Origin of the sequence: Georgenia sp. AZ-5, from assembly GCF_043952095.1 — a bacterium.
Taxonomy (GTDB): Bacteria; Actinomycetota; Actinomycetes; order Actinomycetales; family Actinomycetaceae; genus Georgenia.
Genome location: NZ_JBINOU010000001.1, coordinates 4,093,365 through 4,113,755, shown reverse-complemented (window position 1 = coordinate 4,113,755; position 20,391 = coordinate 4,093,365). Strand labels below are relative to the sequence as shown.

Below are 20,391 nucleotides of genomic sequence, written 5' to 3'. Positions count from 1 at the left end.
CCAACAAGAACGAGAGCGAGGAGCGAACCCGGGCATGGAGAAGTTCTCGGCGGCACGCCGCCTGCGCGTCGTCGACCTGACGACCGGAATGGGTGGTGCTCTCGCCGCGCGCCTCCTCGCTGACGCCGGGGCCACCGTGCATCGGGTGGCCCCGGCGGGGGACGAGGTCATGGCCCGGCTCTACCCGGCCTACCGGTCGTGGCACGCCACATCCGTCACCGCCGGATCGGAGGAACTCGACGAGCTCCTCGCCGCGGCCGACGTCGTACTCACCGGCGGGGAGGATCACCCCGAGGTCAGCACGCGTCGCGACGCCGAGCAAATCTCCGCGCACCACCCGCGGCTCGTCGTCGTCGACCTGCCCGGCTACGTCAGCGAGGCACACGACGGCGCGCCCGCGGTCGACTCCCTCGTGCAGGCCCGCACGGGGATGGGGACCGAGCACTTCTCCGACCGGCCGCTGCACTTCGCGGTGCCCATGCCCACATTTGGCCAGGCCATGCTCGCGGCGCTGGGCGCCTGGGCCGGGCTCATCGAGCGCTTGCACAGCCACACGGGCCAGGTGGTGACGGCCTCCCTCGAGCAGGGCGCGGCCCTGTTCATGATGCCCTTTTGGATGAGCGCCGAGCACCCGGACCCGGAGTTCGACAAAGTCACCCCCAAGGACGTCGAGCACCTCCTGTTCCGGTGCAAGGACGGGACTTACGTCCAGTTCGTGATGGGCGTGCCCAGCGCGGTGAAGAAGCTGTACGGCATCCTGGGCATCGACGTCGAGGTCGATCCCGCCGACCGCGGCTTCCCCAAGCCGGGAGCCCCGGCCGACCAGTTCTTCGGCAACCGGCCCCTCATCGGCGCCCACGTCGCCAAGATGAACCGCGCCGACATCCTCACCGCCGCGGCAGAGGTAGGTATCCCGGCCGCGCCCGTGCTCGAGCCCGGCCAGTTCTGGGACGACGAGCAGCTCGCGGCCAACGGCATCCTCACCGAGGCGGCCGGCGCGACCGCGGTGGCGAACGTCCTCGGTGTGCTCGGCACCGCGCCCGCGCCCGGCTGGCCCTGCACGACCACCGCGGCCACTGCCCCGCTCGCGGGCATCAAGGTGCTCGACCTGGGCGCGTTCGTCGCCGGCCCGTTCACCTCCCGGTTCCTGGGGGACCTCGGCGCCGAGGTCATCAAGGTCGACACCCTCCAGGGGGATGTCTCCCGCGGCACGCTGCGCCACTTCCTCGCCTGCCACTCCGGCAAGCGGGACCTGGCGATCGACCTGAAGTCCGAGGACGGCGCCCGCGTACTGGCAGACCTGCTCAAGGACACCGACATCGTCACGCACAACTTCCGGCGCGGCGTTGACCGCCGGCTCGGGGTGAGTCCCGAGCAGCTCCGCGCACACCGGCCGGATCTGATTACCCTGCAGTCGCTCGCCTTCGGGCCGACCGGCCCGCGGGCGGACGACCCGGGCTTCGACATGGTGGTCCAGGCCTTGGTCGGTCTCGAGCGCCGCGCGGGGGGACCGAGTCGGCCACCCGTGTGGTACCGCACCCCCTACCTGGACTACGCCACCGGCACCCTGGGTGCGATCGCGGTGCTCATGGCCCTTTACGAGCGAGAGGTCGACGGCGTCGCGAGCGATGTGTGGGTCAGCCTGCTGAACGCCGGCATGTTCATGATCTCGGACATGGTCCGCCTGCCCGACGGTACGTTGGCTGGTCCGCGCCCGTTGGAAGCGGACGGGCTCGGCACCCACCCGACCGAGCGGTACTACCGCACGGCGGACGGGTGGATCGCGATCGCCGCCCGATCGGACTCGATTGCCCGGAACCTGTGGCGCGAGCTGACCGGCATGGAGCCCGGCCGGCCCGTCGAGCAATGGGCGGCGGACGAGACCGCACACCTGGCATCGGCGCTCGAGGCCCGGACGACCGAGGCCGCGTTGGCGGACGTGCGCCGCTGCGGGGCATGGGCCGAGCCGTGGCAAAGCCCAGTCGTGCCGGAGACCAGCCGGCAGGACGACGTCTACGGCGAGGTCCGCGGGCACCTGGGGCCCATGATCACCTTCTCCCGCACCCGCCTGCCGGAACGTGGCCGTCCTGGGATCCCCGCCCACGGTCAGCACACCCGCGAGGTGCTCGCCGAGCTGGGATATGACGACCAGGCGATCGACGCCCTCTACGCCGCCGGGACCGTGTGCTGAGCCTGCTCAGGCGCCTGAAAAACAGACCAGGAGATAAGCGATGACCATCGACGTGCACCCCGACGCACCCGCCTACCAGCCGGCGTTCACCGAGGACGAGGACGCCTTCCGCGAGTTGCTGCGCGACTTCCTCGACCGCGAGGTCGAGCCGGTCTACGCAACTCTGGCCACAGACAGCGAGACCCGCCACGCCCTCTTCCGCAAGGCCGGAGACGCAGGCCTGCTCGGCACGACCGTGCCCGAGGAGTACGGCGGCATGGGGGCAACCCCCATCTTCAACATGATCATCTCCCACGAGCTCGCCAAGTCCCACGCCTACGGCACCGTCGGCAGCCTGTTCTGCACCGACCTCGCCACCGGTCTGCTTGTCGACGGCGGCACCCCGGAGCTCATCAACGAGTGGGCGCCGAAGATCATCGCCGGCGAGGCCATCCAGTGCATGGCCGCCACGGAGGCCGACGCCGGCAGCGACGTCCTGGCGATCCGCACCACCGCCAAGCGCGACGGCGACAACTACGTGCTGTCCGGGGCCAAGACCTTCATCACCAACGGGGACGTCGCGGACATCATCTACGTCGTCGCCCGGACCGCCCCGGAACGGCGCGGGCGCAGCCTCAGCATGTTCCTCGTCGACGGCGCGAGCGCCGGCATCACCCGCCGCAAACTCAGGACGATGGGCTTCCCGCTGGGGAACACCGCGGAGCTGTACTTCGACGACGTCGTCGTACCCGCGGGCCACCTCCTCGGCGGCGAGGGCGGCGCCATGCGCCTGCTCATGGGCGCGCTCGCCTACGACCGGCTCCAGATCAGCGCCCGCGCGCTCGGCCAGGCCGAGCTGGCCTTCCAGCTGACTCTCGAGCACGTGCGCCAGCGCCAGATGTTCGGGCAGACGCTGGGCGACTATCAGGTCACCCAGTTCGCGATGGCGGAGATGAAGACGGAGATCGAGGTCGGCCGCACGATGCTCGAGGACATCGTGCGCAAGGTGCGCAGCGGCATCAGCTCCGAACAGCAGGCCGCCATGGCCAAGTTGTGGGTGTGCGAGATGTCCGGGCGGGTGCTGGACCGATGCATGCAACTGTTCGGCGGCATGGGCTTCATGGACGAGTCCCCGATCTCGCGCATCTACACCTCGAACCGCGTGCTGCGCGTGTACGGGGGCACGTCCGAAACCATGAAGCAAGCGATCGCTCGCGCCCTGTAAGGGGCGTGAGAAAACGGATGGAGGCCAGCATGGTCATCGAGGCGGTAGCAGCTATCACGTGGCAGGAGTCCGGCGAGTACTCGGCGCGGTGCCTCGGGGTCGCGGATCTCACCCGGGAGGCGGGCAGCATGGAGTCCGCCGTGGAGGCGTTGCGTGAGGAGCTGACACGCGTCCTGAGCCCCCGCAAGCTCGGGTTCGTCGGCCAGGACGACACGCGCCTGTGGCAGCCCCTGCCCGTCGAGATGATCGTCCCGCTCGACGTCGAGGTTGCCCGTTGACGATGCCTGGGCAGGGCCTGCGGGTCCTGGATGCCGGAACGGGCTTGCCCACCGCCGTGGTGGGCAGGCTCTTTCGGGAGCTCGGTGCCGTCCTGCTGCGCCTGGACGTCGCCGATCCGGCGGCCCCGCGCTATCCCGCGTTGTCATGGTGGCGTCGCGACGCGGCCACGGTAGACCCGGCGGATCTCGACGACGTCCTCGCCGGCATCGACGTCTGCCTGGTCGGCGGTGAGGACCATCCCGACGCCGCGCCGCGGCTGGATGCACACGCGATCGCCGAACGTCACCCCCACGTGGTGGTCGTCGACATCTCCGGCTACGTGCCCGGGACCGAGCCGAGCACCCCCGCGGTCGACCTGCTCGTCCAGGCCCGCAGCGGCCTCGTGTTCGAGCAGTTCAGCGGTCAGCCGACGCAACTGGCCTTCGGGCCGACGCTGTACGGCGCCGCGCTGCTCGCCACGATCGGTGCGTGGGCGGCGCTGCTCGAGCGGCACCGCACGGGCCGCGGCAGCCTCGTCCCGGTCACCTTGCAGCAAGGCATCGCCCTGTTCTGGTCCCACCTGTGGATGCGCGCGGAGCGACCGGACCGGGAGTTCGACACGGTGCCGCCGCTCGACGTCAAGCACCTCATCTTCCGCTGCGCCGACGGTGGGCATGTCCAACTCGTCATGGGCGTCCCCTCCGCCGTCGCCAAGATCTACCGGGCCCTGGGCATCGAGGCCGAGGCCGACCCGGCCGACCGCGGGGCACCCGATGCCACCCGTGGACCGGAGAACTACTTCGGCGACCGCGCGCTTCTCGCGGAGCACATCGCCCGCCTCCCACGCGAACAGGTCGTCACGGCGCTGAACGAGGTGGGCATCGCCGCGGCGCCCGTGCTCACGCCCGGGGAGTGCCTGACCAACCCGCAAGCCGAGGAGGTGGGGCTCGTCCAGACCGGACCCGACGGCCGGCGCTACGCGGGCAATCCGGTGGAGGTCACCACCACGGCCGCCGGCGCCGGCGCTGCGCCGTGGTCCGCCGCCACGGACGGGGGCGGGCCGCTCGCCGGCGTGCGGGTGCTCGACCTCGGCAACTGGGTGGCCGGACCGTTCGCCTCCAAGCTTCTCGCCGACCTCGGCGCGGATGTCATCTCCGTGGAGCCGCCCACCGGGCTGTCCAACATCACCGGGATCCGCAACGTGTGGGCCTCCAACCGCGGTAAGCGCAGCATCGTCGTGGACCTGCAGCAACCGGACGGCCAGGAGGTCCTCCGACGGCTGGCCGCCACGGCCGACGTCGTGCACCACAACTTCCGGCCCGGCGTCGCCGAGCGGCTTGGCGCCGACGCCGCCACCCTGCGGGCGCTGCACCCGGGCCTCGTCTACCTGCACACCACCGCCTACGGGCGCACCGGGCCGCAGGCCCGCAACAGCGGCTTCGACATGGTCGTGCAAGCCCTGTGCGGACATGAGGTCCGCGCCGGCGGGGTCGGGAACGAGCCAGTCTGGTACCGCGCGCCGTACATCGACTACGCCACGGGGGCGCTCGGCGCCGTCGCGATGCTGGCCGGGCTCTATGCACGGACCGTGCACGGCGCGGGGGCCGACGTGCACACCAGCCTGCTCGGCGCCGGGATGTTCCTGCGCGGAGAACTCGTCCGCGAGGCCGACGGCGCGGTCCGCGGCGCGCCGCTGCTCAATGCGCAGCGCACCGGGTTCGACCCGGCAGAATGCCTCTACCCGACCAGCGACGGCTGGATCGCCCTCGCGGTGCGGGGCACGGCCATGGCGCAACGGCTCGGTGAGGCCCTGAGGCTCGACCTGCCGACCGCACCGGAGACGTGGACGGACGGCGAACACAAGGCAATTTCCGCCGCACTCGCCACCCGCACGAACGATGCGGCCCTCGAGCAGCTGGGGACCGCCGGGGTATGGGTGACCAGGTGCGAGCCCGCCGGTTTCGACCGGCTCACCACCGACCCCGCCGCCCGCACGGCCGGCCTGGTGATCACCGTGCCCGACGAACGCTACGGAGCGATCACCGGCGTGTTCGGGCCATTGGTACGTCTCGCGGGCCGGCCCCTGGGGCCGTTGCGGTCCGCGCCGGCGCCCGGTGAGCACACGCACGACATCTTGACCGAGCTGGGGTTCTCACCTGAGCAACAGCGCACGTTCGTCACGACCGGTGCGGTCAGGACCGCACCCCACACGAAAGAGCACGAGGTAGCGACCACATGAGCGATTACCAGACCGTCGAGTTCACCAACAAGGGCCGCCTGGCGTACCTGAAGCTGAACCGACCCGAACGTCTGAACGCCTTCACCGACCAGATGGAGGCGGAGATGCGGCAGGCGCTGCTCGAGTTCGATCTCAACGACGACCTCTGGGTCCTCATCATCCACGGCGCCGGCAAGAGCTTCTGCGCAGGCGTCGACGTCAAGGAGCACAGCTCCTTCGCCTTCGGCGTCGACGACGCGGCACGTAACGCCCGTGCGCTCGAGGCGGCCCGCGCGGGTCACATTGGCGGTGCGCAGCACGTGCGCGGCACCGGCGGTGAGGGCTGGCTGGGCCGGACCGCCAACTACAAGCCGGTCATCGCCGCGCTGCACGGCTACGCCCTCGGCGGCGGGGCCCACCTGGCCGCGGAGTGCGACCTCATCGTGGCCTCGGAGGACGCCCGGGTCGCGATCAGCGAGACCACCGCGGGCATGTCCGGGTCGCGCACCTGGGCCAAGATCAACACCTTCATGCCGACGAAGCTGGCCTCGGAGATGCTCATCACCGGCCGGAAGATGGAGGCGTCCGAGCTGTACCGCATGGGCTTCGTCAACCGCCTGGTCCCGAACGGTCAGCACCTGGCCGCCGCTGAGGAGCTCGCGCAGGAGGTCCTCAGCGTGCCGCCCCTGGCCACGCGCGACGCGGTTCGGGTGACGCGCAAGCAGTGGGTGCCGATCGCGACGCAGCTCGACACCGAGATGCAGCTCTCGCGCCTGGACCGCACGGAGGACTTCAAAGAGGCGGGCCGCGCGTTCGCCGAGAAGCGCAAGCCCCAGTTCCAGGCTCGCTGAGCCGGACAGAAAGCGAGGGAACAGGGATGGACTTCTCGTTCGACGAGGTCGCCCAGGAGCTGGCGGACCTCACCCGACAGGTTCTTGCCACCCAACTGCCGGACGAGGCCATCTCGTCGGCACAGTACGAGGCCGACGGGTACGCCCCGCCTGCCTGGCAGGGCCTGGTCGAGGCGGGCGTCCTCGAGGCGTTCCTGCCCCTGGAGGCCGACGGCGCGCAGGCCGGACCGACGGCGATGACGGCGATGCTGCGCGAGGTCGGTCAGCGCGGGGCGATGGTCCCGGCGTTGAGCACCCTCGCGCTGGGCCTCGTTCCGCTCGCTGCGGTCGCCGGGGAGGAGCACCACAGCCTGCTCCGCGAGATTGCCGCTGGGGAGGCGTGGGTGACCGGGGCCATCCGGGAGCCCGGTGGGCGGGGCGTCCGCGACGTGCAGACGATCGCCCGTCGCGACGGCGACCAGTACCGCCTCACCGGTGTGAAGTCGTTCGTCCCGTTCGGCCGGGACGCGGGAGTCGTCCTCGTCCCGGCCAGGCTGGCGGACGGTGGCGTCGGCCTGTTCCTGGTGCCGGCCGCCGGTGCCGGTATCACCTGGGCAGACCACCCGACGGCCTGCCACCTCCCCACGGCCCGCCTGGAACTCGACGACGTCGCCGTTCCCGCCAACGCCTTGCTCCAGGCGGAGGATCCAGGGCAGGCTGCGGAGCTGTTCGAGCTCACGGCGCTGACCGGCGTGGCCGCCCTTGCCTCCGGTGTGCTGGAGACCGCCATGAAGCTGACGGCCGAGCACGTGAAGAACCGGCGTCAGTTCGGCCGAGCGCTCGCCGAATTCCAGGCCGTGACCATGCGCATCAGCGACGTGTACGTGGCCAACCTCGCCCTCGACAACGCGGTCCGCGCCAGCGGATGGCTGCTGGCCGAGCGGGGGGCGCAGGAGGCGCGACGTACCGTCACGGCCGCCACCTACCTGGTGTGCCAGGAGGCCGTCCCGGCGTTGTTCAGCTGCCAGCACCTCCACGGCGGCACGGGCCTCGACCTGGACTACCCGCTGCACCGCTACTTCACGACCGGCCTCTACCTCGACCAGCTGCTGGGTGGGACGGAGGCGTGCCTCGATGCGGCACCCCTGCCCGTTGCCGCGCCGGTCGCCGTGAGCTGAAAGGACACCCATGCAGATCGACCTGACCGCGGAAGAGCGCGCGCTCAGCCGCGAGGCCGACGCGTACTTCTCGCAGGTAGTCACCGACGAGGAACGTGCCTCGCTGCGCGAGGACGAGTTCGGGCCGGCCTACCGGGCCATCAGCGCACGGCTCGGCCGGGACGGATGGCTCGGGCTGGGGTGGCCCACCGAGCACGGCGGGCGTGGGCTCGGTCCCATGGCGGACCAGATCGTCGTCAGTGCCGCGTTCCGCTATGGGGTGCCATACCCGCTAGTCACGGTCTATTCGATCGGACCGGCACTCCAGCGGTTCGGCACCCCCGAGCAGCAGGCCGAGTTCCTGCCCCGGATCCTCGCGGGCGAGCTGCAAGTCGCCGTCGGCTACAGCGAAGCAGGCGCGGGGACGGACGTGGCCGCCATGACCACCAGCGCGCGGCGCGACGGCGACGTCTACGTCGTCAACGGCCAGAAGATGTGGACGTCGGGGGTGCACAGCGCCGACTACATCTGGCTCGGCTGCCGCACGGACCCGGCAGAGCCTCGCCACCGCGGCCTGTCCATCCTGATGGTGGACACCTCGCTGCCGGGCATCTCGTGGACGCCCATCCGCACGCTGCCCCGCACACACCAGGTCAATGCCACCTACCTCGACGACGTGCGCGTCCCGGCGACGATGCTGGTCGGGGAGGAGAACCGCGGCTGGAAGCTCATGATCGATCAGCTCAACTCCGAGCGCTTCATCGTAGGCCCGGCCGGCAAGCTACAGGCGCACCTGGACCACTTCCAGGAGTGGGCGCTCGACACACCGGTGGAGGGGCAGGGCCGGATGGCCGACCTCCCGGCGGTGCGCCGCGCCCTCGCCGAGCTCTCGGCCATGGTCACCACCAACGAGCTGCTCAACTGGCGGATCGTGGCCGATACCGGCGCCGGAGAGGTGCGGGCGGCGGACGCGTCGGCGAACAAGCTCTACAGCTCCGAGCGGCTGATCCAGGTTGGTCGCACAGTGGCGGAGGTCGTCCAGCGCTACGGCGATCCCGCAGACCCGGCCACCGCAGCTCTGATGCGGGACATCGACCACACGCTGAAGGTCGAGCTCAAGCTGCCGGTGGCCGGTGGGGCGAGCGAGATCCAGCGCGAGCTCATCGGCACCCTGGGGCTGGGGTTGCCCCGCGTGCCCCGCTGAGGCCACCGGTCGGAAGGACGAGGACGATTCACGTGGAAACACCAACTGAGGGCGGCCGCCCCGGCGCCGCCGCCGCAACCGACGCGGGTCCCCTTGCAGGGGTCGAGGTCGTCGACTTCAGTGAGCTGGCCCCCGGCCCGTTCTTGACGCACTGCATGGAGGCGATGGGTGCCTCGATCCAGAAGGTCGAACGCCCGCCGCTGGGTGACATGGCGCGGCGCACCGGGCCCGGGGTCTTCCCCATCATCAACGCCGGGAAGACCTCGTCGATGCTGGACCTCAAGAGCGCCGAGGGGCTGTCGCGGGCCAGCGAGCTCATCCGCAACGCCGACGTCATGGTCGAGGGGTTCCGGCCCGGCGTGATGGGCCGGCTCGGGTTGGGATATGACGATGTCGTGGCACTGAATCCGCGACTCGTGTACGTCTCGATCTCGGGCTACGGCGCGTCGGGCCCCATGGTCAACGACCCCGGTCACGACATCAACTACCTGGCCGTCGCGGGTGTGCTGGCGCTCAGCGGTGGGCTCGACAACCCGGTCGGCCCCGGCATCAACCTCCCGGTGGGGGACATCGCGGCCTCGCTGTACGGGCTCGGGGCGACGCTGGCGGCCCTGTACGAGGCGCGGCAGACCGGTCGCGGCCGGCGCATCGACGTCTCGATCACGGACTGCCTGATGCACATGATGAACTTCAGCCTCGGCCAGTTCCAGCACAGTGGTCTCGCCACGCTGGAGGAACAGCGGGAGTTCACGTACAGCAAGCCGGGTTACGGCACTTTCGCCGGCAGTGATGGGCGGCTGATCGCCGTCGCCGCGCTGGAGGACCACTTCTGGGCGCACCTCGTCGAGACCCTGGCGCTGGAGCCCTCCTGGGCCACGCTGTCGCTGAGCGATCGGGTGAGCCGGGCGCGCGAGGTGAACGCGGCGATCGCCGAGGCGCTCGCCCAGCTACCCAGCGAAGAGGCGATCGCCCGCCTCACGGCGGCGGGCGTACCGGTCAGCGCGGTCACCCTGCCGAGCGAGCTGGTCTCCCATCCCCAGGCGGTCGGCCGCGGTCTGGTGGAGGAGGTTGCCGGCCAACCGGCAATCCGCTTCCCGATCCGGCTGGGCGGCGACGCGGCCGGCATGAGCAGTCCGGCGGGCGAGGCGGAACACCCCGCCGTCGTGCGGTGATTGAAGCCGACACACGATTGCCACCCGCGCTCTCATTTCGAAGTTTCGTGGTGGACTATGGCGAGCCGAATTCGCGACGATGGAATTCATTGCAGCGTTCAAGTCCCTGCTGATCCATAGAAAGCGGACCGTCAACGGAGCATCGTTGACACTTGCGAAATAACGTGCCAATCTGCAGCAGTTCGTGGCGGTCGCCGCTTCCCCAATCACCGACGATTGAAGGTTTTTCGATGCGCAGTCATGTAGCCGGTCGCTCCTTGGCGGCCTCCGTTGCGGCGGTTCTTCTCCTGGGGGCTTGCGCCGGGGGCGCGGCGGACCCCGCGGGGAGCAGCGAGGAGCAGGGTCAGGAGAGCCTGCCTGCGGACGCAACGAAGCAGGACTACGCGGCAGCATTCGGCGACGTGGATGCGACCGAGCTGACCGTCCAGCTCGCGTCCGGACCCGACAACCCGTACTCCCAGGCCGTCGTGGCCTACGCCGACGCGATCACGGAATGGTCCGACGGGAAGATCACCTTCGACATTCTGTACAGCGGCTCGCGCGTCCCGCTCCAGGAGATGAACGACGCACTCGCCGAGGGCCTTGTCGACATGGGCCAGCACATGCCGAGCATCGCGCCGGACACGTTCCCGGTCGTGGACTACGCCGCCCAACTGACCTTCCTCAACGAGGGCAGCCCAGTGGTCGGCGCGCTGCAGCTCGTCGGCGTATGGTCGGAGTTCGGGGCCACCGACGAGGCCCTGCACACCGAACTGCGCGACCGCGGTGTGCAGCCCCTGCTTCCGATGATGGTCAGCGGATCCGCCGGCCTCATCTGCAACGGCGAGCGGAACTCCCTCGATGAGCTGCACGGCACCCAGATCCGCACGAGTGCCACGGCGGTGGCGGCCGGCATCGAGGCGCTCGGAGGTGTCCCGGTCAGCGTCCCGGCTCCCGAACAGTACGAAGCGATGCAACGCGGGGTGGTCGACTGTGTGGCCTCCGCGCTCGGCAACGCGTCCGTGTACGGCCTCCACGAGGTCGCCGACACCTGGGTCCTCGATGAGCGCGTCATGTTCCCGGGCGCGCCGGTGGCGTGGAGCATCAGCGCGGCCACCTGGGACGGTCTGCCCCTCGTGGCCCGCCAACTGCTCTGGGATCGTCTCGACGTCTTCGTCGAGGAATACGCGCACGGGAACATCGTCGGCTCGGCCGCCGACGCCCTCTCCCAGAGCGAGGAGGCCGGACTGACGGTCATGCCGTGGGCGGACGACGCCGCGGAGACGCTGCTCGAGCACCACCAGGCCGTGCTCGCGGAGCTGCCGGACCGGGCGCCCTCCGGGGTCGACGGCCAGCAGACCGTCGACACGGTGATCGACCTGCACGACAAGTGGCTGTCGACGGTCGAGGAGCTCGGCCACGGCAAGGACGTGACGTGGCCGACCTACACCTCGTGGGCACAGGACGACCACGACTTCGCGGATTTCGCGGACATCATCCGCGAGGAGGTCCTGGTTCCGCACCGACCCGAGTGATCGATGGCCGACGGACGCCGATGCCGCCCGCATCACCGTCCGTCGGTCCACCCAGCGTCAGCCCGTAGGAGTTGCGGTCCGTGAGGTGTGAAAAATGGCAGTGAGTACCCCGCCCGTGAAGAGTTCGCCCTCGATGGCGTTCGACCTGGCCGACGTCGCCGCGGACATCTCGTACGACGGCCTCCCGGCGCACGTCATCGCCGAGGGCAAGCGGGTCCTGCTCGACTCGATCGGTTGCACCGTCGCGGGGCTCGCCCACGACAAGGGCAGGGTGGGCGTCGAACTGGGCCGCCGCCTGGGCGGAGCGGCGGAGGCGACGATCCTCGGGACCGGCGAACGCGTCTCGATGCCCGCGGCAGCGTTCGCGAACGGTGAGCTCATGAACGCTCACGACTTCGACGCGATTCACCGACCGCCCGGCCACATCGTCCCGTACGTCATCCCGGGGGTCCTGGCCGCGGCCGAGTCGGCCGGTGTGACGGGCAAGGACCTGATCGTCGCGACGGTCCTCGCCCACGAGATCGCCGGACGGCTGTCGATCGCCATGCCGTTCAAGAAGGTCACAACGGACGCGGCCGGCAACGAGGTCATCACCTACTCGAACCTGACCGGTGCCGGACAGTGCGCCTTCGGGACGACGGTGGCGATGGGCGGGCTCCTCGGCTACGACCGGGTGCAACTGGCCAACGCCATCGGCCTCACCGGACACGTCAGTAACGTGCCCACCGGCACCAAGTTCGCGGCCGTGGAAGGCGGCGCGTGGAGCAAGTACGGGGCGGCCGGCTGGATCTCCTCCAACGCCGTGACGGCCACCCTGGCCGCGGGACTCGGCTTCGTGGGGGACACCACGGTGTTCGAGGGCGAGCACGGTTGGTGGCGGATGGTCGGCGCGCAGGGCTGGGACCCTGCCGACGTCATGACCGGGTTGGGGACCACCTGGACCACGATCGAGGAGATCGCGTACAAGCTCTACCCCGCCTGCTACAACGTGCATTCGTCCTTGGACGCGCTCATCGGCATCATCGACGGGCACGGTCTCCGGCCCGAGGACATCGGAGAGGTCAGGGTGTTCATGGATCCCCAGGTCGAGCGCAAGCCGTACTTGCAGACGAGCGAGCTGACACCACTGGCGGCGCAGTTCATGATGACGTACTGCGCCGCGGTTGCGGTGCACCGGATTCCGCCTGGCGCCGCCTGGCAGGACGTGAGCACGCTCGCCGACCCCGGCGTGCGTGCCTTCATGGACAAGGTCACCGTCCGTGCCCACCCCGGCTACGAGGCGGCGTACCGAGCCGACCGACGCTCATCCCTCGCCCGGGTGGAGGTGGTCGCCGGCGGGCGGACCTTCACCGAGGAGAGGATGTACCCCGGCGGCACGCCCTTCACCGACGCCCGGGCCACCGATGAGCAACTCGACGCCAAGTTCCTGCACAACGTCTCTCGGGTGCTGACGGAGGATCAGGCGGCGCGTGCCCTCGCCGCCCTGCGGGCATTGGAACAGGTGACCGATGTGCGCGACGTCGTGGCTCTCCTGAACCCCTGACCACCCCTGGCGGGCAGGAAATGAGAACTGCCCATTCGCCACGGACGGTCCGGCGAGCACGCGCGCGCGTGAATGGCCGCCGTCCCCTCGATGCAAGCGGAGAATTCATTGAATCACACCGAACGCCTGGCCACTTTTGCGGTCGAACAGAGCTTCTCGGATATTCCGGCGAGCGATCAACAAGCGGGCGCCAGGCTGGTGAAGGACACCCTTGCGTGCGCCATCGCCGGACGCACGATCCCGTCGAGCCGAATCATCGAGAAGGTCATCGCACGGCGGGGCGGCAACCCCGAGGCCACCGTGCTGGGAGCGGGCGGGCTCAAACTGCCCGTCACGGCCGCCGCACACATCAACGGGCACCTGAGCAACGCGATCGACGCCGATGACACCATCCACTACAAGGCGCACGTCGCCGCCGGGGTGGTCGGCCCTGCACTGTCGGTTGCCGAGTGGCGTGGCTCCTCCGGAGAGGAATACCTGGCCGCCTGCATGATTGGCTACGAGGTCGCCAGCCGGGTCGCCATGTCGATGCGTTCGCTGACCGTGGGCGAGGACGGCCAGATCGTCTTCGGCAAGGTCAGCGGCTACTCCGCCGTCGTCTTCGGCGCCGTCAGCGCCACCGGGCGCCTGATCGGCCTGGACGCTCGGCAGATGCGCCACGCCTTCGGCATCGCCCTGGCCAGCGCGCCTCTTCCCGCATCCTCGCAGTTCGGCCTCGAGCTGCCGCGGCCCATGACGAAGTACGCCCTGTACGGTGCCATCGCGGAGGCCGGCGTCCAGGCGGCACTGCTCGCGGCAGAGGGGTTCACCTCGGAAACGTCGGTGCTCGACGGCGAGCGTGGATTCTGGCGCGTCGCGGGGTCGGTCGACTTCAACGAGTCCATCCTCGGCGACCGGTTGGGCTCGCGTTGGCTGGCCGACGAGGTCACCTACAAGCCGTATCCCGGATGCCGTTTCCTCAACTCCTCGATCGACATGCTCCTCGCGCTCATGGAGCAGCACGGATTCTCGCCGGATGACGTCACCGCCGTGACCTCCCGGGTGCACGGTGGTGCCCTCGCGAAGCACATGGGCTCCAGTGACGTCGAGACGACCGTCGATGGGATGTTCTCCCTCCCGTACCTGCTCGGCGTCGCCTCCTATCGCGGGGCACCCGGCCCGAACTGGCACACCGAGGAGGCTCGTCGGGACGAACGCGTTCGCCGTTTCGCCGAGAAGGTGACCGTCGAGCTCGAGCCCCGTTCCGGCCCGGCCGCCAAGGAAGACCTGGACGCGCACGGGTACAACGTGCGGATGCCGGCAAGCATCGAGGTCGTCGTCGATGACAAGGTGTACACGGACTACCGCGAGTTCGCCCACGGCGACCCGTACCACGAGGCCACCCGGTTCACCGACGACGACGTCAATAAGAAGTTCCGCGACTTCACCGCCGACCTCCTCCTCCCGGGGGCAGCCGACAGCGCGCTGCGCATCCTGGACGACCTGGTTGGTTGCCGCGACGTGACAGGCCTCGTCAATTCCCTGACGGGCCTCGGCCGATGAGTCGCAGCGCCCTGCTCATCGGCGGCACGGGCGGCACCGGCGGGCACATCGCGACCGGCTTGACCGAGCGCGGGTTCGACGTGACGATCCTGCACCGCGGCGTCCACGAGTCGCCGGAGATCGAGCATCTGCCCCATATCCACGTGGATCCGTCCTTCCCGGACCAGGTGGCCGAGGCAATAGGTGACCGGACCTTCGACGTCGTGGTGGCCGCCTATGGGCGGCTCGAGGGCCTGGCGAAGGTGTTCACCGGTCGATGCCGGCGCTTCATCGGCGTGGGGGCCGTGGCGGCGTACGCAGGCTTCATGGATCCCGCCGCGATGTCGCCCCAGGGCTTCCCCCTGATGGCGACCGAGGACGCCCGGCGGGGCGACACGGTCGAGCCCGTCAATCAGAAGGCCAGCGCCTTTGTGCGGAAGGTCGTCGCCGCCGAGGACGCCGTCCTCGCGGAGCACGAGCGAGGAGGATACTCCGCCACGCTGTTCCGATACCCGGCCATCTACGGCCCACAGGCCGTGCCGATCCCGGCGACGAGCGAGTGGTCCTACATCAAGCGACTGGAGGACGGTCGGCCCTTCCTCCTGCTGCCCAACGGAGGCATGACCACGTACACGCGCTGTGCGGGGGTGAACGCGGCGCACGCGATCCTCCTGTCGATCGAGCATCCGCGTGCGGGGGGCGAGATCTTCAACATCGCCGACGACGACCAGTACGACCATGCCCAATGGGTCGAGATGATCATGGACGAGATGGGTGTCCGTGCCGAGATCGTCGGGCTACCGGAGTTTCTCAACCCGGTGACGGGGCACCTGCTGACGATGGGCGGTACCACGTCCCGGCACATGACGATCTCGACCGAGAAGGTGCGCACTCTCCTGGGGTACACCGAGCGCCAAACGGCCCGGGAGGCCCTCGGCGAGACCGTCCGGTGGGTGCGGGAACACGGCCGGGACAATCGCCGTGATCCCTTCGACTACGCCCTCGAGGACGAGGTGTACGCGGCGCTTCAGGAGTGGAAGGCGACGTGGGCCGGTCGCCTCGAGGCACCCGAGATCATGCACAGCTATGCCCACCCCAAGAAGCCAGGGACTGGGACGGACGAACGAGGACGATGAACCGGGAGCGGGGCATGAAGAATGTGCAGAGTTTCGAAGGCCTGACGGTCGTCGACCTGGGCCTGGGGTTTCCCGACGCTCTCCTGGTGAAGATGTTCACCGGGCTCGGCGCCCGGGTGGCACGTTTCGAACCCGAGGGAGGCGACCCGCTCGACGACGCCTACCCGTTCCAACAGGAATGGCGACGGAAGGCGGTGCGGCCATCGCGCGACGAACGAGACGAGTGGATCTCTCGCGCGGACGTGATCCTCACCGGCGGGGAGGACTACCCCGGTATCCACCATCCGGACCCCAGCGCGCTCCACGCGGCCAACCCACGGGCGGTCGTCCTGAACATCGAGGGATACCCGGCCGCCCATCCCGCGGCCGGTCGGCCTGCAGTGGACTTCCTGGTGCAGGCGCGCAGCGGCATCGCGAACGAGATCGTGGCCGGGCGACCCGTTCACCTGACCTTCGCCGCGCCGAGCTTCGGCGCCGCACTCCAGGGCATGGTCGGCGTCCTCGCCGCGCTCGTCGAGCGGACCCGGTCGGGCACAGGCCAGATCGTGACCACCTCCCTGCAACAGGGCACCTTGCATTACCTGCCGTTCTGGATGCTCCCGCGCAAGCCGGACCCGAGCTTCGGCAAGTCCATCCCCAAGGGCACGGTGCCCCTGCTCTTCCCGTGCGCCGATGGCCGCTGGTTGCACTTCTCGACCGGTGCCAACCCCGCCCTGGCGTACCAGGTGCTCGGCCTGGAGGCACCGGCGACGCCACATCCGAACTGGTTCGGTGACGCGGACAGGATCGGCGCCGCGATCGCCGAGATGTCCAGTGACGAGGCGATTGCCCTGCTGCGTGAGGCCGGTATGGCCGTCGAACTCGTCCATGGCCCCGGTGAGATGTGGGATCACGCGCAGGCCGTGGCGAACGGCATCATCGAGACCCACGACGACGGTCGCTCCGTCAGTCATCCGCTGAACTTCTCCGGTGCGGAACCGGTACCGGGAAGCCACCCGGCAGCGGCAGCCTCGCCGGCCACGGAGCGGCCCCTGAGCGGGTTCCGTTTCCTGGACTTCGGCCACTTCGTCGCCGGCCCCTACGCGACCAAGTTGTTGGCCGATCTGGGCGCCGACGTCATCAAGGTCGAGACCACCTCCGGGGAGAGGATGCGCGAGAACAGCTTCTCCGCATATCTGTCGGTCAACCGTGGCAAGCGCACGCTGGCGGTCGACGCCAAGGACCAGCGCGGCCGCGAGATCATCCGCCGCCTCGCGGGCAGCGTGAACGGCATCAGCCACAACTTCCGCCCGGGAGTCGCCGAGCGCCTCGGCCTGGACGGCGCGACGTTGCGCGGTGTGCGGCCCGACCTGTTCACGGTGCACACATCGGCGTACGGCGTCACCGGTCCCAAGATCGCGGACCCCGGCTTCGACCCGATCATGCAGGCGCTGACCGGGCTCGAGGTCCGTGCCGGCGGCGACGGCGGCGACCCGCTGTGGTACCGGCTGCTCACGATCGACTATTCCGCCGGTCTCCTGGGGGCGATCGGGATGCTCGTCGGCGTCCTCGAGCAGCTCGAGGGGCGCGCGGTGGATGTCACCTTCAACCTGCTGGACACCGGACTGTTCCTGCTCTCCGAGCTGTTCCAGGACGCCGAGGGGACCTTCCGGGGTGCTGGATTCACCAACGCGGAGCGCACGGGATATCACCCCGCCGAGTCCCTCTACCAGACCCGGGACGGGTGGGTCGCGGTGGCCGCCCGCTCCACCGCCATGGCGGAACGGCTGATGTCCTGGGCCGGTGGCGAGGCGCCGGATGCGCCCGTTACGCAGTGGCCCGACGCGGCGCGAGAACAGCTGAGATCCGCCTTCGCCGGCCGGTCGACGTCCGCCGCGCTCCGCGAGTTGGGTGAAGTCGACGTCTGGGCGGAGGAGGCGGTCGCCGACGGGTGGGAGGACCTCCAGGCGGTCGGGGACCCGCTCGTCACGACGCTCGCAGACCCGCACAAGGGCGACATCCTCGTCACCGGGGCGACGCTGGCGTTCTCACGCAGCGAGGTCGTCGAGAGTGGCTCCGCACCGGTGCTCGGGTCGGCGACCCGAGAGCTGCTGCTGGAGCTGGGCTACGCGGAGGACGTCGTCGAGGACCTCTACGCCACCGGCGTCGTGACCGACTTCGAGCAGGAGGCTGCGGAACCCCTGCAGGGCGTGCGCTGAGAAGCGCGCCACCTGCAGGGGCGGCGGGGCCGGTCAGCTACCGGCCACGACCTGAGCCGCGATGAGCTCCTCGATCTCCGCCTCGGTGAAACCGACCTCGGTCAGCACCCGGCGCGTGTCCGCGCCGCGCGCGGGGACCGCCAGGGGCCGCGCCGGGTCGAGGCACGAGCGGGAGAAGGAGACGGCCGGCCCGACCAGGGCCATGGTGCCCACGGTCGGATCCGGGGTCGTCACCACCAGCTGCGCCGCGGCCGCCGCCGGGGTGGTGGTCAGCTGCTGCCACCCGTCCTCGACGCACGGCTCGGACCACACCTCGGCGGCGTCGAGCCGGGCCAGCAGTGCCGCTGTGGGGACGGCGCGAATGGCCTCGCCGAGCCGGCGCCACTCGGCGTCCCCCCAGGCGAACCGCGCGGCGGGGAAGCCGGTGAGCCCGAGCTCGGTCGCGAGACGCGCCGCCATGGCGTCCGAGCGGGCGGCGACGGCGACCCACCCGTCGGCGGACTGATAGAGCGCATCGGTGCAGTGATAGCCGGTGAGCTCTCGGTTCAGCAGCGGGGCCCCCGAGAACGTGCCGTCCGAGTCCTGGACGAGTTCCGACATCAGGAACAGGCCGGTGTCGAGCAGGTTGGTCTCCGCCTCCACCGGCGTTCCGGTGACCATTTGCTCGTGGACGCCGAGGAGCACCCCGATGGCGCCGAGGGTGCCGGCGGCATAGTCCACGAACATGTTGCGGATCCACAGGGGCGTGCCGCCCTGGCCGCCCGCGCGCACCGCGTGACCGCAGTACATCTGCATGAGCGGATCCAGGCCGGAGTTGCGTGAACGTGGCCCGGACGGACCGTACGCGGAGGCGTGGAGGTGCACGAGTCCCGGCTGGTACTCGCGCAGGGTGGCGGGATCGAGCCCGAGCCGTTCCGCGGCGCCCACGCGGAAGTTGTGCTGTGCGGCGGTCGCGGTCGCGCACAGCCGGCGGATGACCTCGCGCGCGGCGACAGACTTGGCGTCGAGACAGATGCTGCGTTTGCCGGCGTTGGCCGGTGCGAAGTGCGGATAGCTGGCGGCCCGCATGACGTCCCCCGCCAGCGGCTCAATCTTGATGACGTCGGCGCCCAGGTCGGCGAGGAGCCGCGAACCGTACGGCCCGGCGACCATGGCGCCGAAGTCGAGAATGCGCAGCCCGGCGAGCGGTGGGGCATTCTCCGGCAGCGGGGCGGCGGGCGATCGAGCGGGCTCGTCTGCGCCGCCTGGTAGCTCCGGCCCGGGCCGCGAGCGCAAGGTCACGGGGGCACCGGCGCGGCGCCGCCCCGCGGAGTCGGTCACGATGATGCCGTTGACCTGGACCTGCTCGTCGTCCCAGCACTCGCCCGGGGCGCGCACCTTCTCCGCGGCGACGTCGTTGGCGGCGAACGCCGCGAGCAGCTCCTCGCTGTCGAAGCCCGCCGCGTGGCGCTGGAAGAGCTCCAGATCGCCGAAGTAGGAGATCTTCGACCAGTCGCCGGGGTCGCCCTCGATGCCGAATGCGGCGAAGACCTTCTCCATGCCGTTCATGCGCGGCGACAGGCACACGAACTCGCCGTCCGCCGTGCGCACCACCGGCAGCCGCACGCCCTTCGGGGGATTTCGCATATTGACCTTGCCGGTGTCGGCATAGGTGCCCCACACGGGGCTGAGCAGGGCCGCCAGCCCCTGCTGGAGCGACGTGGACACCACCTGGCCGCGGCCGCTGCGGGCACGCTCGACGAGAGCGGCGGCCATGCCGAGCAGGCCCTGCAGGGCGGCGCCGTAGGAGGGCATCGGGAAGGCCGGATAGACGGGCCGGTCGGTGAAGGTCTCGAACACGTAGCCCATCCGTGCGGCGACGAGCACGTCGACGCCCGGCCGCTCCTCGAACCCGTCGGCGTAGGCGCGCACGTCGACGACGACGAGGCAAGGGTTCGCGGCGGCCAACGCGGCGGCGTCGTGCCGGCGTGGTAGGCCCGGATGGTCCTCCCCGCCCACCAGCACCACGTCCGCCGTCGACAGCAGGTCACCGGCGGCCTCGGGAGTCGTCCGCCGGGCGCGGTCGTACCAGGACGAGTACGCCGGGTAGTGCGCCTCGCTCGGGTCGCCCGCGGGGGGCGCCGCCTTCCAGACGCTGGCACCCAGGTCGAGCAGGAACTTGGCCATCAGCGCGGTCGGTATCCCGACGCCGAGGTCGACGGCGACGAGGTCGCTGAGGGTGCGTGGGGCGGTCATGGGTACCTCC

General features: G+C 70.2%; 14 protein-coding genes. 13 read left to right on the top strand and 1 reads right to left on the bottom strand.

From position 1 onward, the window contains the following. Nucleotides 1–34: 34 nt before the first annotated feature. From ACF0H8_RS19025 to ACF0H8_RS18965, 13 genes are all read left to right on the top strand, one after another. Nucleotides 35–2,191 (top strand): CoA transferase, encoded by a 2,157-nt coding sequence (locus ACF0H8_RS19025; RefSeq protein WP_395290416.1) that lies wholly within the window; start codon nt 35–37, stop codon nt 2,189–2,191. Nucleotides 2,192–2,231: 40 nt separating this feature from the next. Further along, nucleotides 2,232–3,395, top strand: a complete 1,164-nt coding sequence (locus ACF0H8_RS19020; RefSeq protein WP_395290415.1) for an acyl-CoA dehydrogenase family protein — start codon at nt 2,232–2,234, stop codon at nt 3,393–3,395. A gap of 17 nt (nt 3,396–3,412) precedes the next feature. Further along, nucleotides 3,413–3,673 (top strand): hypothetical protein, encoded by a 261-nt coding sequence (locus ACF0H8_RS19015; RefSeq protein ID WP_395290414.1) that lies wholly within the window; start codon nt 3,413–3,415, stop codon nt 3,671–3,673. A gap of 2 nt (nt 3,674–3,675) precedes the next feature. Beyond that, nucleotides 3,676–5,892 carry a CoA transferase gene (locus tag ACF0H8_RS19010; protein ID WP_395290413.1) on the top strand — a complete coding sequence of 739 codons (2,217 nt, stop codon included), beginning with the start codon at nt 3,676–3,678 and terminating at the stop codon, nt 5,890–5,892. After that, the gene (locus ACF0H8_RS19005) at nt 5,889–6,722 is read left to right on the top strand and encodes an enoyl-CoA hydratase/isomerase family protein (protein ID WP_395290412.1); all 834 of its coding nucleotides are present in this window, start codon (nt 5,889–5,891) and stop codon (nt 6,720–6,722) included. The genes ACF0H8_RS19010 and ACF0H8_RS19005 overlap by 4 nt, the downstream gene beginning before the upstream one ends. A gap of 26 nt (nt 6,723–6,748) precedes the next feature. After that, nucleotides 6,749–7,879, top strand: a complete 1,131-nt coding sequence (locus ACF0H8_RS19000; RefSeq protein ID WP_395290411.1) for an acyl-CoA dehydrogenase family protein — start codon at nt 6,749–6,751, stop codon at nt 7,877–7,879. A gap of 10 nt (nt 7,880–7,889) precedes the next feature. Further along, a complete protein-coding gene (locus tag ACF0H8_RS18995; RefSeq protein WP_395290410.1) occupies nt 7,890–9,062 on the top strand; it encodes an acyl-CoA dehydrogenase family protein in 1,173 nt (390 codons plus the stop codon). Nucleotides 9,063–9,094: 32 nt separating this feature from the next. After that, the gene (locus ACF0H8_RS18990; protein ID WP_395290409.1) at nt 9,095–10,234 is read left to right on the top strand and encodes a CaiB/BaiF CoA transferase family protein; all 1,140 of its coding nucleotides are present in this window, start codon (nt 9,095–9,097) and stop codon (nt 10,232–10,234) included. Nucleotides 10,235–10,635: 401 nt separating this feature from the next. Next, on the top strand, nt 10,636–11,748 hold the full coding sequence (dctP, locus tag ACF0H8_RS18985) for a TRAP transporter substrate-binding protein DctP (protein ID WP_395290408.1): 1,113 nt from the start codon (nt 10,636–10,638) through the stop codon (nt 11,746–11,748). 94 nt (nt 11,749–11,842) lie between these two features. After that, entirely contained in the window at nt 11,843–13,291 is a 1,449-nt protein-coding gene (locus ACF0H8_RS18980) for an MmgE/PrpD family protein (protein ID WP_395290407.1), read from the top strand. Between the two features lie 72 nt (nt 13,292–13,363). After that, the gene (locus ACF0H8_RS18975) at nt 13,364–14,833 is read left to right on the top strand and encodes an MmgE/PrpD family protein (protein ID WP_395290406.1); all 1,470 of its coding nucleotides are present in this window, start codon (nt 13,364–13,366) and stop codon (nt 14,831–14,833) included. After that, complete coding sequence (locus ACF0H8_RS18970) at nt 14,830–15,948, top strand: NAD-dependent epimerase/dehydratase family protein (RefSeq protein WP_395290405.1); 1,119 nt, start codon at nt 14,830–14,832, stop codon at nt 15,946–15,948. The genes ACF0H8_RS18975 and ACF0H8_RS18970 overlap by 4 nt, the downstream gene beginning before the upstream one ends. A 14-nt stretch (nt 15,949–15,962) precedes the next feature. Then, nucleotides 15,963–18,146 (top strand): CoA transferase, encoded by a 2,184-nt coding sequence (locus ACF0H8_RS18965; protein WP_395290404.1) that lies wholly within the window; start codon nt 15,963–15,965, stop codon nt 18,144–18,146. A gap of 33 nt (nt 18,147–18,179) precedes the next feature. Here the strand turns inward: ACF0H8_RS18965 and ACF0H8_RS18960 are convergent, their stop codons facing one another. After that, the gene (locus tag ACF0H8_RS18960) at nt 18,180–20,381 is read right to left on the bottom strand and encodes a CoA transferase (protein WP_395290403.1); all 2,202 of its coding nucleotides are present in this window, start codon (nt 20,379–20,381) and stop codon (nt 18,180–18,182) included. Nucleotides 20,382–20,391: the final 10 nt, after the last annotated feature.

Excerpts from the sequence above, each read along its gene's own strand:
- ACF0H8_RS19015 (WP_395290414.1), top strand. The coding sequence starts at position 3,413 with ATGGAGGCCAGCATGGTCATCGAGGCGGTAGCAGCTATCACGTGGCAG.
- ACF0H8_RS19025 (WP_395290416.1), top strand. The coding sequence starts at position 35 with ATGGAGAAGTTCTCGGCGGCACGCCGCCTGCGCGTCGTCGACCTGACG.
- ACF0H8_RS18975 (WP_395290406.1), top strand. The coding sequence starts at position 13,364 with ATGGCCGCCGTCCCCTCGATGCAAGCGGAGAATTCATTGAATCACACC.
- ACF0H8_RS18995 (WP_395290410.1), top strand. The coding sequence starts at position 7,890 with ATGCAGATCGACCTGACCGCGGAAGAGCGCGCGCTCAGCCGCGAGGCC.
- ACF0H8_RS18980 (WP_395290407.1), top strand. The coding sequence starts at position 11,843 with ATGGCAGTGAGTACCCCGCCCGTGAAGAGTTCGCCCTCGATGGCGTTC.
- ACF0H8_RS19005 (WP_395290412.1), top strand. The coding sequence starts at position 5,889 with ATGAGCGATTACCAGACCGTCGAGTTCACCAACAAGGGCCGCCTGGCG.
- ACF0H8_RS19000 (WP_395290411.1), top strand. The coding sequence starts at position 6,749 with ATGGACTTCTCGTTCGACGAGGTCGCCCAGGAGCTGGCGGACCTCACC.
- ACF0H8_RS18970 (WP_395290405.1), top strand. The coding sequence starts at position 14,830 with ATGAGTCGCAGCGCCCTGCTCATCGGCGGCACGGGCGGCACCGGCGGG.
- ACF0H8_RS18960 (WP_395290403.1), bottom strand. The coding sequence starts at position 20,381 with ATGACCGCCCCACGCACCCTCAGCGACCTCGTCGCCGTCGACCTCGGC.
- ACF0H8_RS19020 (WP_395290415.1), top strand. The coding sequence starts at position 2,232 with ATGACCATCGACGTGCACCCCGACGCACCCGCCTACCAGCCGGCGTTC.
- ACF0H8_RS18965 (WP_395290404.1), top strand. The coding sequence starts at position 15,963 with ATGAAGAATGTGCAGAGTTTCGAAGGCCTGACGGTCGTCGACCTGGGC.
- ACF0H8_RS19010 (WP_395290413.1), top strand. The coding sequence starts at position 3,676 with ATGCCTGGGCAGGGCCTGCGGGTCCTGGATGCCGGAACGGGCTTGCCC.